General features: G+C 42.1%; 12 protein-coding genes. 4 read left to right on the plus strand and 8 right to left on the minus strand.

Features of this window, described 5'->3' with window-relative positions; all coding sequences use genetic code 11:
* Positions 1 to 111: 111 nt before the first annotated feature.
* A complete protein-coding gene (locus tag ACFE90_RS13605; protein WP_375501289.1) occupies positions 112 to 1,812 on the minus strand; it encodes an alpha/beta hydrolase in 1,701 nt (566 codons plus the stop codon).
* A gap of 304 nt (positions 1,813 to 2,116) precedes the next feature.
* Between ACFE90_RS13605 and ACFE90_RS13610 the strand changes: the two genes are divergently transcribed.
* Positions 2,117 to 2,311, plus strand: coding sequence for a hypothetical protein (locus tag ACFE90_RS13610; protein ID WP_375501291.1), 195 nt, complete (start codon positions 2,117 to 2,119; stop codon positions 2,309 to 2,311).
* Between the two features lie 12 nt (positions 2,312 to 2,323).
* Here ACFE90_RS13610 and ACFE90_RS13615 read toward each other — a convergent pair whose 3' ends face one another.
* The 6 genes from ACFE90_RS13615 to sat all read right to left on the minus strand — a co-directional run bounded on the left by ACFE90_RS13615 (position 2,324) and on the right by sat (position 10,774).
* Positions 2,324 to 3,247: an ion channel gene (locus tag ACFE90_RS13615; protein WP_375501293.1), complete on the minus strand. Its 924-nt coding sequence runs from the start codon at positions 3,245 to 3,247 to the stop codon at positions 2,324 to 2,326.
* Between the two features lie 144 nt (positions 3,248 to 3,391).
* Entirely contained in the window at positions 3,392 to 4,291 is a 900-nt protein-coding gene (locus tag ACFE90_RS13620; protein WP_375501295.1) for a YsnF/AvaK domain-containing protein, read from the minus strand.
* 257 nt (positions 4,292 to 4,548) lie between these two features.
* Entirely contained in the window at positions 4,549 to 5,460 is a 912-nt protein-coding gene (locus tag ACFE90_RS13625) for a DUF2382 domain-containing protein (protein ID WP_375501297.1), read from the minus strand.
* 325 nt (positions 5,461 to 5,785) lie between these two features.
* The gene (locus ACFE90_RS13630; RefSeq protein ID WP_375501299.1) at positions 5,786 to 6,628 is read right to left on the minus strand and encodes a DUF2382 domain-containing protein; all 843 of its coding nucleotides are present in this window, start codon (positions 6,626 to 6,628) and stop codon (positions 5,786 to 5,788) included.
* A 650-nt stretch (positions 6,629 to 7,278) separates the two neighbouring features.
* Positions 7,279 to 9,405: a caspase family protein gene (locus ACFE90_RS13635; protein ID WP_375501301.1), complete on the minus strand. Its 2,127-nt coding sequence runs from the start codon at positions 9,403 to 9,405 to the stop codon at positions 7,279 to 7,281.
* Positions 9,406 to 9,595: 190 nt separating this feature from the next.
* Positions 9,596 to 10,774, minus strand: a complete 1,179-nt coding sequence (gene sat / locus ACFE90_RS13640) for a sulfate adenylyltransferase (protein ID WP_375501303.1) — start codon at positions 10,772 to 10,774, stop codon at positions 9,596 to 9,598.
* A gap of 216 nt (positions 10,775 to 10,990) precedes the next feature.
* Here sat and ACFE90_RS13645 point away from each other — a divergent pair, with 216 nt between their 5' ends.
* Together ACFE90_RS13645 and ACFE90_RS13650 are read left to right on the plus strand one after the other, a co-directional pair.
* Positions 10,991 to 11,404 carry a tetratricopeptide repeat protein gene (locus ACFE90_RS13645; RefSeq protein WP_375501305.1) on the plus strand — a complete coding sequence of 138 codons (414 nt, stop codon included), beginning with the start codon at positions 10,991 to 10,993 and terminating at the stop codon, positions 11,402 to 11,404.
* Between the two features lie 85 nt (positions 11,405 to 11,489).
* Complete coding sequence (locus ACFE90_RS13650; protein ID WP_375501307.1) at positions 11,490 to 11,906, plus strand: hypothetical protein; 417 nt, start codon at positions 11,490 to 11,492, stop codon at positions 11,904 to 11,906.
* A 219-nt stretch (positions 11,907 to 12,125) separates the two neighbouring features.
* On the opposite strand, the gene mnmA is transcribed toward ACFE90_RS13650, so the two are convergent.
* A complete protein-coding gene (gene mnmA, locus ACFE90_RS13655; RefSeq protein ID WP_375501339.1) occupies positions 12,126 to 13,181 on the minus strand; it encodes a tRNA 2-thiouridine(34) synthase MnmA in 1,056 nt (351 codons plus the stop codon).
* A 323-nt stretch (positions 13,182 to 13,504) separates the two neighbouring features.
* On the opposite strand from mnmA, the gene ACFE90_RS13660 reads away from it, so the two are divergent.
* Positions 13,505 to 14,413, plus strand: a complete 909-nt coding sequence (locus ACFE90_RS13660) for a hypothetical protein (RefSeq protein WP_375501309.1) — start codon at positions 13,505 to 13,507, stop codon at positions 14,411 to 14,413.
* Positions 14,414 to 14,486 lie beyond the last annotated feature (73 nt).

Raw genomic sequence — 14,486 nt, forward strand, 5'->3', positions numbered from 1 at the left:
GCCCCCTACCCCCTACCTCTATAGCAGCAATGGTATATTTTTTTATTTGGAAGTCCCTTATGCGAGGAGGCGATCGTCTCTCACCCCCGAATTTTTTTATGGGATTCAAAATTATTGACTTTTGACTTTTGACTTCCCTGTTTGCGTAGCGTCCCGTAGGGAAGGGGCTGATCCATTCCAAATCTGATTGAATTGATCTGCCGACAACGACTGTAAAATACTGAGATTAAGCGGCTCTTTACTGATAAATGTGGCGTAGGAAGGCTGCAAATAGGAACGGTATTCAGGGCGGTTGAGGAGATGGGTTTCCAAAAAAGCTACGCTGAGAGCGTTGAGATAGGAATAAACAGGGGCACGATCAGGGCCCAGCAAGGCAGGTGGCACAGGTAAGACATCATTTTGAGAAGTAGGTTCTGCGATCGCTGAAAAGTGGGTGGCGTTTTCGATCAAAGCTAGGTACTTATTAGAGTCAGAAAGCCAGGTAAAGGGGCGAATCTGCTCAGATACGGGTGGGGCAAAAATATCTTGACTACCTGCTACCAGCATTACTGGAATTTTAATTTGGCTCACTCCGCCCTCACCCAAAACTAAGCTGTCAATTGGATTAATCGCCATGATAGCCTTGATGCGATCGTCTTTGAGTTCGTAATTTCTTAAGGGTAATTTATTTGCTTCACACTGCAATAAGAGCGATAAATTAAAGGATGAATTATTGCGATTACAGTTTTGCCTCAATTGGTTGAAGTTAATATTTGCTCCTGCTAGAGCCAAGACAGTATAACCGCCCAAGGACTGACCGATCGCGCCAACTTGCTGAAAATTGAGTTTTCCTTGGAGGGTGGGATCAGATTTGTCCAGACGTTCGAGTTCATTGAGGAGATATTTGATATCCAAAGGTCGATTGATAAATTCTGCTGGATCTGGCGGCCCTGCCAAACCCGCAAAATATAGTTGAAAGCGTTCGGCATTACTACCAGGGTGTTCCAGTACAGCAACAGCAAAACCATAGGATGCTAGATGTTCAGCCAGGTAGACAAAGGTAGAGCGGTCTGAGGCGATGCCATGAGAAATTACAATCAGGGGAAAGGGAGGCGAAGCCAGTTCTTTAGTGCTTTGTGAACCAGCTTCCGGCAGATAGATATCCACCGGTAGACGGCGTGAGCGAGAAAAGTCATTTAACTCCAGGCTTTTTTTCTGCCAACGGAATGTTCCTGGCGATCGCAAATCTGGCTGTTGTGAGAAGTCAATTTTTGAATTGGCTGATTGAGCGATCGCTTCTTTTTGGAGAGAGGCAACAACTTCATCCTTTTTTTTGAGCAATTGTGACAAGTCATCAACTATCTTTAACCCCCCTGTGAAATTCACCCGCACAGTATTGCTAGGAAATTTCCGCAGCAAATTCACAACCGTTAAACCTTCTCGATCAGCAGCAGCCAAAATCAAAGAGGCACGTATGGCATAGAAGCCATTCTGTCGAGACTCAGTGAGGAGTAATTCTCCCAGCTGTTGCACTACTTCTTCGCCTATAGGTGAGTAGGTAACTTGAGATACCAATGTAGGAGTGACATTGAATCTTTGCTGAAGCAGATCCCGCAGTTGAGCGAGTTGTTGAGGCGTAGCACGGCTAGCATAAAATGAAAAATCTTGATCGATTTTGCCAACTTTCGCAAAAGTCTCCAGCGAGTCCACAGACAAGTAGAATTCCCCAAAGGGAGGGTAATAAAAGCTAATGCGTTCAGCTCCCAATCCGGGGGTTGCAGTCAAAAACGTAGATAGAAAACCTAAACCCAGGTATCTCAGAAATTTTTTCATTAGAAAAACCCACTGTCTAACCCTGCCAGACAAGTTTAAGCAGGGAGGAAAGCGGGGCGGGATCTATAACCGCTTTCCTGTTTACTTGGTTTAGATATATCAAACAGCTTATAAGCACAAGAAAGCAAGTATTTACAACCCTAGTTTTTCATATACGCTCTAAATCGGCCACTTTCAAAGCGAGGTATGTACCAAAAAACAATCATCAATGACCAATGACCAATGACCAACACATGAGTAGCAAATTTTTCAGCCAAACAGCATCAGTAGAGCGATAATAGATATAGAGATCAAAATATTTTATATGTCCTTTTCCTCCTGCGCCTGTTGTGTTGTCATCCTCAATCAACAACAAGAGCAAAATATCTCTCACCAAAACCAGTGTCAGGATGTGCCAGTTAACCCCAGCAAGAGCATGGTTAAAAGTTGCACTGTAGTTGAAAATGGTCGGGTTGTCGTTAAACCCTTACAAGCTTCAGTCAATCAGACTCTGGAGTAACTTTCAGGCATTTCAACTGTTTTCATCTAAAGGTAAAACATCGTGGAAGCGGTTGTAATCAATGTAGCGATCTCCACCGGATGTGAGATGGAAAATATCGACAAATTGATTGTTCCACAAAATCTCATTAGCACCATAAGTATGACGGGCATGGACAACCTGTGCAACCGTTTCATCAATGCCACTCAAAGAGACGATCAGTATAGTATTTGTCTGGGTTAACGATTCAGGTGTCATGCCATATAGAGGGCTAAACTCATCAATGACATGCATCACTGACCAGCTTAACGTAAAGCTAGGTGTTTGGTTCCTTACGAGTTTGAGGTCGTAGAACCGACGCATGAACTGCCCTTCTGAGGTTACATCGTCGCGCATTAAGTAGACTCGCATCTGCGCCTCCAGAATCATATTGCGACGCTGATTAGCGCTGCGAAATATGAGAGTCGGCATTGCATTATGAGGTGTAATTACAGCAACACGACTAAAAAGCACACGGGCTGTAGGTCGGGAAAATCGAGCAAAAGCTAGTCCTGTCATCACAGCAATTCCCACCAAACCGATCATTGCTTCAATGGTGACAATAATGTTGGCGTAAGTTGTTTTAGGATACATTGCCCCATAGCCGATGGATGCTAGGGTTTGCACGCTAAAGAAAAAGACATCTAAAAAAGAGCCAGGTCGGGCGTTGGCAATACAATCTCCTCCTATCAAGTAAGCTACGGCAAATAGAGCATTAATAGTTATATAGAAAGTACAGATCAGGATTAGAAAGCCAGTCCAGGGAATCGTTAGCAGCAGATGGTAGGGATCGCGCCAGTAGGAATGCCATGCACCCATACCCATAATCTCAAATTTTCCATCTCTAACTTGAATCTGAATAGGTGGGATCAGACGCTGTTTTTTCTTCGGTGAAAGTCTCTTCAGTCGAAATTTCATTGCAAGTAGCCAAAAGAACGGCAACTGCTTAGTATTTTGACATTCCACTTACCCGCAAGGGAACGGAAATTTCAACTTTATTTTTTAAATAAGCAAAAAAATAGGGTGTGCAATGCCCACCCTAACAATCAGCGAGAAACTAACTCATTTTTCAGGATTTGGTTGCTGACCTTTAGAACAGCGATCAAACCACTCCTGATATTTTTTCTGGTGTGACTCATCTTCAACAGCGATGGTCACTCGTACTTGGTTGCAACCGTGATTTTGCTCTAGTGCGATCGCATTCAACAATAAACTAGCAGTTTTAGGTGAGCTAAATTCACCGCTTACCATTAAACCTGTGCCAAAATGCGGAACTTCAAGTCTTTCTACTTCGGTTAAGTCAATACCAGAAATTTCATCTTCTCCTAAATGAATTTCTGCAAGTTGTTTGTATTCTGGGCTAATTTGTTCTACAATTAATTTTTCGCGCCGGACGGGAACTTGTATCATCCGGGTTTCAATTTCTTTGCGAACAATCACCTCACCAACTTTACGCTTACTGCTTTCAACAACTAGTCGTTCTTCTAGTAAACTAATAATCTGTTCTTCCGTAGCTTCATCTAAATCTACTGACTCAACTGGGCTATTTGTAGTTTGATAATTCACTAGTTGCTCAGTTGAGTTTTCTGATAGTGTGCGTAGATGCGGAGCAGCTTGCCGATAGGCATCGCCTGCTGTTTCTGTTTCTAAATATTCAGGCATATATTCAATTTCTGATTTATTTAAGTCTATGAAAACAGATTTAGTCGGCTTGTCTATTTTTTTTATTCTCTGGCTCTGCAACCGAAATAGAGAAGGGTGTTTCTCAGCTAACTCTTGATTCTCCTGGTTAGATATAACTAGGTTTAATCGACGATTAGCATCCACAATTAAATCATGAACTACTCCTACTAGCTGACCTTGCTGATCGAATACAGCGAAATTGATTACCTTGTTTCTTAAATCTGTTAATGAGGTGCTAGTCTGAGAGTCAGAGTTTGCCTGTCCAATGTTTTTTATCATCGGTTGGCTATTCATAGTGCAAAGTTTATGAACTGTTTTCTAGTTAGCTAAATTAAATGTATCAATCATCTAAATACAATTTAGTAAATGCTTGCGATAGATGTATTTATCTAACCTATATTCAGAGAAATATTCGCAATCCAAAATCTAAAGTTGTATCAGTTATTGGAAGCACAGGTAAAGCTAATTTTACAGCCTCACCTGTACTGTATCGAATCAATTATTAGTCATTAGTTACTAACTAATGACTTTGTTATTTAGCGTTCTTCAACGGGAAGATTACCAGAATTCACATCTAACTCTTCACGCCGCACGGTTTCTTGCGTTTCAACTGTCTCTTGATCCACCACTTTTCTAACTCTGACTTCTTCACGCAAAAATGCTTCTTTGCGAATTTCAGGAGTTTCTTCATGGATTTCTATGCGAGCAACTTCGCCTTCACGGAAGTCTGCTTCGCGGCCAGAAACGGCAGTACCTGCATCTGCTGGGGTTACACGTTCAATCACAACTCGCTCTTTTTCTATTGGCACTGCAACCCGTGCAGTATCAGTCTCAACGTGCTTACCAATCGTTACTTCTCCAGTTTTTTGGCGGCGTTTACTAGCAATCAGCCGTTCTTCATACAATCTCAGAGTTTGATGATCTTGCTCATTTAATCCAAATAAAGAAGGCTCTTGTTCGTAATTGTAGCTATCACGATTATAAGTTGGCGTAACCGGCTGCTGATAGGTTGTATCCATTAGTGGTGTGGCTTCTAATGGTAATAATGGATCTACTGTTAATAAAGGATCTACAGGTTGAACGTAGTCTGCGGGTTGGCGATATACCCCACGTACCCTTTCTTCATAATCATAATCAAGCGTTTGACGCTCATTGAATTCAGGTAAATCTTCTGCTTGTTCTCTAGTCAAGCCAATTGTGTAGACGCGATCAACATTATAGTCGATACGGGCACGACCAATTGGTAGTAACACTTTTTTACCAAAAATCCAGAAGCCTAAATCAACGACTAGATAGCGGAAATGACCTTCTTCATCCACTAAAACATCGCTGACAGTACCAATTTTTTCATCCGTTCCTTGGGTATAAACGCCAAGTCCATTGATGTCGCGGCCTTCAAATGTATCGCGATAGTTTGGCTCAAAATCTTGTAATTTGTAAAGTACCATTATATTTTCCTCAAAAATTTTCTTTCCCATCTCCTATTAACTAAGTTAGACATTTAATGAGTTGTTTACCTCTTTCTGGCGAATGAATTATTTCAAAAGTTCAATAATCAAAAGTTATAGATATTTTATGATAGCAAAGCCAATAAATTTCACGTTTCTATATCCTTACTTAAAATGTAAATTTTTTAAAGCATTAAATTCCCGACTTCCTAGAGAAATCGGGAATCTTAGTTGTTTAATAAAACAACATACGCAGAGATAAAAATTAACTTTGTCTGCATGATTATTTCAGATAAATCCACCAAACAAACTTATGATCAGCTACTTAAATAGCATCATGCGTAGTTGTACCATGTTCCTGAATCTCTAAATTCCCCTCAGTATCAACATCTAACTCTTCTCGACGAATAGTGTCTTGTGCTTCCACAGTCTCCCGTTCTACTACTTTCTTAACTCTGACTTCTTCACGCACAAAAGCTTCTTTACGTATCTCAGGGGTTTCTTCGTACACTTCTATGCGTGCTACTTCCCCTTCTTGGAACTTAAGTTCACTGGAATTTACGGCCTTTCCTGCTTCTGTTGGCACAACTCGCTCAATTATAACTCGTTCTTTTTGGATAGGTACTGTAACGCTTGCAGTGTCTGTTTCAATATGCTTACCAACCGTTACTTCTCCAGTTTTGATGCGTTGTTTGCTGGCAATTAATCGTTCTTCATATAGTCTAAAAGTTTGATTATCTTGATTATTCAACCCGTATAAAGCTGGTTCTGTTTCGTAATTATATGTATTGCGATCGTAAGTTACACCGCTATTTGGAGAACGAAATACACCACGGACATTTTCTTCGTAATCATGATCAACGACCATGTTTTCTCTGTACTCGACTAAACCTTCTACTTGTTGTCTGCTTAATCCATCAACATAGACGCGTCTTGCAGGATAGTCTATCCGCGAAAGACCAATTGGTAGTAATATTTTTTTACCCAAAAAATTTGAGCTTGTATCAATAACTAAATACCGGAAATGGCCATGGTCATCAACTAAAACATCCGCCACTGAGCCAACTCTGTCTCCTCCTTCAGTGTAAAGATCCAGGGCTTTAACGTCGTCTCCGCCAAAAGTTTCTCGATAGTTGGGGTCAAAATGTTCAAGTTTGTGAAGAGGCATACGCTGTTTCCAGTTTATTTATAAAGTTTCTTTTATAATATAAAAAATATTTTGCTCAGTTTCCTCCTGCTGGCGACTGAATTGTAGGTAAGATATTTTATACTTTATTACCTAAATACTCAAATTAAACGCTCATGGTAATCAATAGGAGTACAACTAAAGTGATAAAAGCTCTATATTATGCTGGTATAAAAAATTTTTACTAGAAATGATCTAATACGATTAAGTTAACGTTTTAATCTTTTTAAGATGTCCCCAACCTCTTTTTTAAGACTTATCATGACCAATATCAAATAAATGTTCCGCTTCGTTGCTAATCTGCCTGGAAATAAATTCCAAGACTAAAACTTTTTATCAAAGTCAATTTTTTAACGTAGACGCAAAGTTGCTTGCCGCAGACTACCGTAGAGGCGCAGAGGAAACAGGGAGAAGAGATAAAAATGCTCAACCCAAGCGTATTAGAGTTTTAAGCGATGTCTATGGCTAAACTCTGTGTATTATGCAAAATTTCAGTCCACCTAAGTGTACAGTAGCTCTAAGCCGCAGAACTTAAGTTTTGGATGGGATGTTGGCCAGTGTGACACCTTGATTGTTATAAAAATGTGGGCAATGACAAGCCTTAACTCAAGGATATTGCATCATATCGTTGTTTACACAACCTGAAAACTAAAGCTAAAACTTGCCCAATTATTCACATCTAATATATATGAGTCGGCTGCTGTGCCGTTCATCTCCGCTTTGAGGACGCTGGCGTTATGCAAGTCTTGTAGCAAGGCTTGTGCAACGTCTAAGGGATTCAACAATGAACCAATCGGCTGTTGTTCGGCTGTGGAATACTTAACAGTACTCAAGGCGGCGAGAGTTTCGCTAAAGGGGGCAGTACTAAAAATCAGTTGTTGTTCGCAAAAGCAAGCTGGCCCTGAAATCAGCCATTCGGAAGCACTATTAGTTTGGGGTAGGGTGAGGGTTTCACCTGGGGCGATGACGACTTGTTTGAGGAGGGGCTTGGTGTCCGCAGTGTTTGGTTCTTGAGGGGTTTCCCAAGAATAGAAGGCAACTCCTGTATGATTATTGTTTAATCCCAGTAAGATTAAATATACTGAGCGATCGCTCTGGTTTTCCACTCGATATTGCATTCGACTACCGATAGGTACAATCGCAGTGGGGAGTAGGGAGTGGGGAGTGGAGAGTGATTTTTTTATCGAAGTTTCAGGTTTGAAAGTTCGTATTGTTTTATGTTGCATCACCACCCGTGGCGATATACCGCTAATTATTTCTAATGTTGCCCTGAGAGGCAAGCGGGAAGAACCTTGATTTTCTGTAAGTCGCCATAACTTAGCTGCAAACAGAGTTGATAATTTGGGCGCTAGCCTTTGAACTGTTGATTTTACTGCTTCTCCTACTTCCCCGGTGGTATTGGGAATTAGTTCGCCACTAAGAGAAAATAGACCATAATGACTAGGAATTTCCTGTAGCTTGGCAAATACATAATCAGCTGGTTTTTCTCCTGCTATTACGGTGGATACATGGGAAAATCCAGCGAAGGCACTTGTAGCGTCTACCCGCTCGATTCTTTCCAATCCAGTATCTAAAGCTATTGTTAAATTAATATTTCGGGGTAAAATCCGGACTGCTTCTTGGACGAGTTGCCCAACTTGTAGGGGATTTGCACCTTCAATTTTGGAAATTTGCGCTTTTGCTGTTAACCCAGTGCGCGATCGCAATACTAATTGCTCTGTTGTTGCTAGGGTGAATCGAGAATTAACTCCGTAGTATAGCAGCACTTGTGGTGGTAATCCTGCCAACCACAGATGGACTGTTTTACCGTCTTCTTCAATAGCACTCACCACGCCTTCTGCACCAATGAGACTATCTGGCACTAAGGACGCTACATCTAAATTCTTCTGACTACTTAATAACGCTGGTTGCTGTTTACTACCCAATTTGTATAGAGAATTTTCCATATACGAAAGGGCGACTTGAATTTTGGTAGGTGGGGTGAATTCCCACAAATACTGTGTCAAGGCGTAGGTAAATAACCCCGCATTAAAACCAGAAAATAGTTCTTCCCTTGCAGGCTGGTTTGGTTCTGAGGTAGCTGCTAAAACAATCGGAGTGCTGGATAACTTCTGAGTTTTAAGTTGTTTGAGAAAGTCGAGTTCTTCTGCTGCTAGCTTTGCTACTGACTCCTGAAGGGCGCGAATTTTTAATCCTAAGACTGTGTTAGGAAGATAATAGCTAGTATCCAATACTGCTGTTACTCGGTCTGTGGGGAGCGATCGCAATAATAGCAGTAGAGTTTCTTCTAATATATAATTGACTATTTTATCATTTTGTGCATATTCACCTACATTAACTGGCACCAAAGCATTTTGCATTGTCTCTGGTGATGTTTCCAATTTGACACGGCTGCCATAGCCGCTAAAGTGGAAGACAACAACATCATCGGGTTTAGCTTGCTTACCCAGGTGATCTAAAAAAGCTGCCTCAATGAATTCCCTGCTAGCTTGTTCCTCAGTTAAGGTTAAAATATCTGACCTTTGGAAACCAAAGCGGTGAATCAAAAGTTCTCTTTGTAAATCCACATCCGTCAGACAACCACTGAGGGCTGGAATTTGTGGGTATTGGTTAATACCTATTAACAATGCCAACTTACGCGGGCTGGGTTGTGCCAAAGCCTGATAATAGCGATTTCCCAAAGACAACCACTCAGCTTCAGCTATCCCCAATACCGCGAGTATTGAGCCAATTCTGTTTAAAAACGTGCGCCGTTCCATAATTAGCTATCAGCCCTCAGCCCTCAGTTAGCAGCTTACAGGGCTGAACTCTGTATTGTAAAGTTACAAAAGTGTGGGGAGTGGGGAAGAAGCAGGGGAGCAGGGAGCAGGGAGAAAGGGAGAAAAGTTTTCCTCTCTGCCCCCTGCCCCCTGCCCCTCTGCCTCTTTTTAATGCCCAATGCCCAATGCCCTAAACAGGTACTTCTATCCGCATTGCCCGTGCTAACTCTGCCGCCACCTCTGGACGGGAAAATTCTGGTGGAGGTAACTCACCACGCCGCAGCATTTCTCGGACTTTTGTTCCCGATAGATGGATGCGTTCTTCTGGCCTGCTGGGACTAGTTTTAGATGTTGCCATCTGCTTAGTGCGCGTGCAGTAGAAAGCGTGTTCAAATTTCATTGGCACAATGCCTAATTCACTTGGGGCAAATTCATCAAAAATGTATTGAGCGTCGTAAGTGCCATAATAGTCACCAACGCCAGCATGATCTCGCCCGACAATAAAGTGAGTACAGCCGTAGTTTTTGCGGACTAAAGCATGGAATATGGCCTCACGAGGCCCAGCATAGCGCATTGCGGCTGGATTTATTGCCAAAGTTACCCGGTTTAAGGGGTAGTAGTGTTCCAGCAAAATTTCATAGCAACGCATCCGCACATCAGCAGCGATATCATCTTCTTTTGTTGCCCCGACTAATGGGTGCAAAAATAGACCATCAACGATTTCTAAAGCGCACTTTTGAATATATTCATGGGCGCGGTGGATGGGGTTGCGAGTTTGAAAGCCAACGATGGTTTTCCAACCCTTGTCTCTAAATAGTTGCCGTGAGGCAGCTGGATCAATTTGATAAGTGGGAAACTGGGGATGAGGTTTGCGTTGCAACAACCAAATATCACCCGCCAGATGTACATTACCTTGGTTATAGAGTACCTGCACGCCTGGATGTTTAGCATCATCAGTGCGGTAGACATTTATTGCTTCGCGGGTTTTGTCGTAGTTATATTTTTGGGTGAGTTGTAAAACCCCAATAAATTCACCTCTGGAGTTATCCAGACGGATTAAGCCGCCTTCTTGCAACGGGGAAGCTACTTCTTCACTTACCGATAGTGTAATCGGGATTGACCATACAAGACCGTTAGCTAGTCGCATTTCTGTAACAGTGCAATCGTAATCTTCCTGGTTCATAAAACCCGTGAGTGGACTAAAAGCACCGATCGCAATCATTTCTACATCAGAAACGGCGCGATCGTCTAGTTGCACTCGCGGCAAAAAGTCAGCTTTTGAGAGAAACTCTGCTCTTTGTTCTGGTGTGGCGATACGGTTAACCAACTGTCCACCGTGCGGGGCTATGGCATCTGGATTGTGACTCAACGTAATCCCCTCTCTGCTTTTACTGTTATTGTTTCAGATTATGTACTAACTTATCAAATGCTGGTACGTAGAGAAAAAATAGTTTGAAAAATAGTGTCATTTCAACCTACCACAAGATTTACCTGAGATAAGAACTGCTTCCAGTTTCCTGCAACTCCAGACTAATAATTGGGAAAAATAAGTTTGAACTCAAGAACTAACCTTTGGAGGTTGCAAGTGCTGTCTTACTTACGTGTGCTAGCTTCAGCTTTACTTAGACCATTAAGAGCAATCCATCGTTTCGTTAAGTTTTTAATAAAACAAGAATATCAAGCAGACGGAATAAGACATTTAAATCTAGGACTTGACTTATATAACCAAGGACTTTATCCTGATGCATTAAAACAGTTCAGTCAAGCTTTATCTTATTTTCAAAGAATTAAAGATTTAAAAAATGAAGGTACTACTCTTAGTAATATTGGGGGTGCTTATCGTAGTATTGGACAATATTCAAATGCTTTAGAGAACTATCAAAAAGCGCTTTCTCTTCATCTTAAGGTCATGGATCGCAAAATGGAAGGAAAAACACTCTGTGGTATTGGGACAGTGTATTCCTTATTACTGGAGTTTAGACTAAGCTATGCAAAATGACCCAGCAGGGCTGAGTTAATCAGAGACTTAACGAAATTATGAATAATCTTTAGTATTAAACGGTAACGCTTGGGTAGGAGAAGAAATGCCTCCAATAGAAGAAGTTTGGCGACTTTACCTGCGTCGCTTTACCATTGACCACTGGTATCATTTTGCCAAACAACGCTTACATTGGACTGTTCCAAAGCTGAGTACTCTAAAGCTTTGTCAGAGGTGGAGTGACTTAATGCCTCTAATGACTTGGGAGTTGTGGTTAGCCCGTGATATTGTTGCTGACAATCCTCTACCTTGGCAGAAGCCTCTCGAAAAATTAACTCCTGGAAGAGTTGCTCAAGCTATGGGTGGAGTTTTTGCGGTGATTGGTACTCCTGCCCAACCACCCAAACCTCGCGGAAAGTCTCCTGGCTGGACGCCAGGAAAAAAGCGTCACCGTAAAAACCGATGTCCAATTGTTAAAAAAGCAGTAACACCACCACGTAAAGAGCCATCAGTTGCCGTTTAATACTAAAGATTATTCATAATTTCGCTAAGTCTCTGATTAACTCAGCCCTGCTGGGTCATTTTGCATAGCTTAGTCTAAACTCCAGTTCTAATAGCTGTATCAAAAACTGGTCAGAGATAGGTTCTTCCGGCATATAACCAATTTAAAAATAAAAATACCCCTCCTTACAAGTGAGGAAAGGTGGTTTTGCTTTATGCCAAAACAGGGTAATAGTTATTATTAACTAAACTGCTCAATAATTCCGCCACCTAACACTTTCTCGCCGTCGTACCACACTGCCGCTTGTCCGGGGGTGATACTGATTTGGGGTTCATCAAACACCAAACGCACACGAGAGTTTTCCAACGGAATCACCGTCGCTGGTGTAGGCGTTGAACGATAGCGAATTTGCACTTGGGCATGAATTGGAGTCGATGGTTCAGCAATAGAAACCCAGTTTACCCGTCCTACATTGCATTCTGGCTGAGTTACCTTAGTGCGATCGCCTACTATTACTTTATTATTTTCTGCATCTAATTCAATCACATATAACGGTTCGGCAGCAGCAATTCCCAAGCCTTTGCGCTGGCCAATGGTGTAGTGATGGACACCATCATGCTGTCCCAAAACTTTGCCTGTGACATCGACAATATCACCTGTTTTGGGAGCTAAATATTTATCCAAAAATGCCCGCATGGAACCGTTACTTTCTACTAAGCATAAGTCTTGACTTTCTGGCTTGTCAGCAGTTTTCAGTCCGTATTCAGTTGCAATGCGGCGCGTGTCAGTTTTTTCTAGTTCGCCCAGAGGAAATATCGTTGCTGCAAGTAAATCTTGAGACAAATCATAGAGAAAGTATGACTGGTCTTTGTTGCGGTCAACAGCCCTTAATAATTGGTAACGTCCAGTTGCTTCGTCATAGCTAATTCGGGCATAATGACCAGTGGCAATGCGATCGCACCCCAATTCTTTACGAGCATACTGCACCATTGGCCCAAACTTCACCGTTTTATTGCACTGTGAGCAAGGCAAAGGCGTGATTCCAGCACTGTAGCCAGTTACCAGGTAATCGACAATATGCGTCTGAAAGAGATCCCGAATATCCACAACCTGATGGGGAATGCCCAATTGTTCACAAAGTTCAGCCGCGTCGATCATACCTTCAGAGCAACATTGACCTTTGCCTTTCATTAGCCAAAGAGTCAAACCAATCACTTCATAGCCCTGATGGTGCAGGATAGCTGCGGTGGTGGAACTGTCAACGCCACCAGAAAGACCAACGACGACTTTTTTCATACAAAGCACGACACGATAGCTGCGTGGTTGTCCAATTGTAGCACACACTCTTTCAAAGCCTTGCTAACAAAGCACTTCAGTTTTACACTAGCTGAAGGAGCGACGCCGATAGCGTAGGGATAGCGAGTCCGCGAGCGTCATAGCCCGCCGTAGACATCGCTGTTCACTCCCCCATCACACTTATCTAAGATTAATTACAGACGTATTTTTTGCCACGCAGATGAGCTAATTTTACGTTAACGCTATATAGTTGCTACAACGGTGAACTAATTAGTTCTTGATGGAAATTATTTAAAAATACTTTGACTACTTTCTAAAGTACTATGTCGAGAGGATTACCAAGTCAATTTATCCCATTTCAGATGCTGCGTCGAAGTTCTAAAGGTTGGAAGCCCACTATAAAACTTCTCCCCTTGTTAGTGGGAGGATGGTTACTGCTGATTCCCAACAACAAAGTGTTACTAGCTCAAGGAGTCGGTGAAATTTTACCGCCAATTCCCTTTGGTCAACAGCCATCACCGCAGTTACAACCGGCGGAACCATTGCAAAACAATCAGTATGGGCAGGATTTTCAGCCTTCCCAACCATTACAAAACAATCAGTATGGGCAGGATTTTCAGCCTTCCCAACCATTACAAAACAATCAGTTTGCGCCGAACTTTCAGCCCTCTCAACCTGCACAGTTTAGTCAATATAATCAGAACTTTGAGCGTTACTTAGTTTACGTAGATGGTAATGATTTCCAGACACTACAAGCAATTCGTCAGATTGAACCTAGTGCTTACATTCGCCAATACCAAGGACGGAATGTAATTCAATCAGGCGTTTTTAACAGAGTATCTAACGCCCAACAACGGGTGAATGAGTTACAGTCACGAGGCATATATAACGCCCGGATTATCAGCTTCGGTAACGGACAGGAAATAGATGTAGGCAATGGAACCTTTGGAGGCGATCGCAATAATATAAATCCTCCCAAGCAAGCCTCTAGATATTATGTCGTGATTCCGGCCACTCAAGAACAGTTACCTGCGATCGCAGAACAAATTAGACAGAATCTAGCCCGATTTAGCCAAGATTTAGGACGAGCTGGCGGAGTCCTCGAAAGGACGCAACCACGAGGACCACATGTAGCAATAGGGCCTTTCTCTGATCGATTCCAAGCTGGAGAATGGAATAAATATCTGCGAAATTTAGGATACAAAAATGCCAGAGTTTACTACGGAAAGTGAAGAAGTTAGGAGCCATTTAATTTAGATTTTTCCTTCAATCCAAAATCTAAAATTGAATCACTCCCGACTCCCT

Source organism: uncultured Nostoc sp., assembly GCF_964245445.1.
Lineage (GTDB): Bacteria > Cyanobacteriota > Cyanobacteriia > Cyanobacteriales > Nostocaceae > Nostoc.

Coding starts and splice junctions, on each gene's coding strand:
- ACFE90_RS13635 (WP_375501301.1), bottom strand. CDS start 9,405: ATGGAACGGCGCACGTTTTTAAACAGAATTGGCTCAATACTCGCGGTA.
- ACFE90_RS13620 (WP_375501295.1), bottom strand. CDS start 4,291: ATGATAAAAAACATTGGACAGGCAAACTCTGACTCTCAGACTAGCACC.
- ACFE90_RS13615 (WP_375501293.1), bottom strand. CDS start 3,247: ATGAAATTTCGACTGAAGAGACTTTCACCGAAGAAAAAACAGCGTCTG.
- ACFE90_RS13660 (WP_375501309.1), top strand. CDS start 13,505: ATGTCGAGAGGATTACCAAGTCAATTTATCCCATTTCAGATGCTGCGT.
- ACFE90_RS13625 (WP_375501297.1), bottom strand. CDS start 5,460: ATGGTACTTTACAAATTACAAGATTTTGAGCCAAACTATCGCGATACA.
- ACFE90_RS13605 (WP_375501289.1), bottom strand. CDS start 1,812: ATGAAAAAATTTCTGAGATACCTGGGTTTAGGTTTTCTATCTACGTTT.
- ACFE90_RS13650 (WP_375501307.1), top strand. CDS start 11,490: ATGCCTCCAATAGAAGAAGTTTGGCGACTTTACCTGCGTCGCTTTACC.
- ACFE90_RS13610 (WP_375501291.1), top strand. CDS start 2,117: ATGTCCTTTTCCTCCTGCGCCTGTTGTGTTGTCATCCTCAATCAACAA.
- mnmA (WP_375501339.1), bottom strand. CDS start 13,181: ATGAAAAAAGTCGTCGTTGGTCTTTCTGGTGGCGTTGACAGTTCCACC.
- ACFE90_RS13630 (WP_375501299.1), bottom strand. CDS start 6,628: ATGCCTCTTCACAAACTTGAACATTTTGACCCCAACTATCGAGAAACT.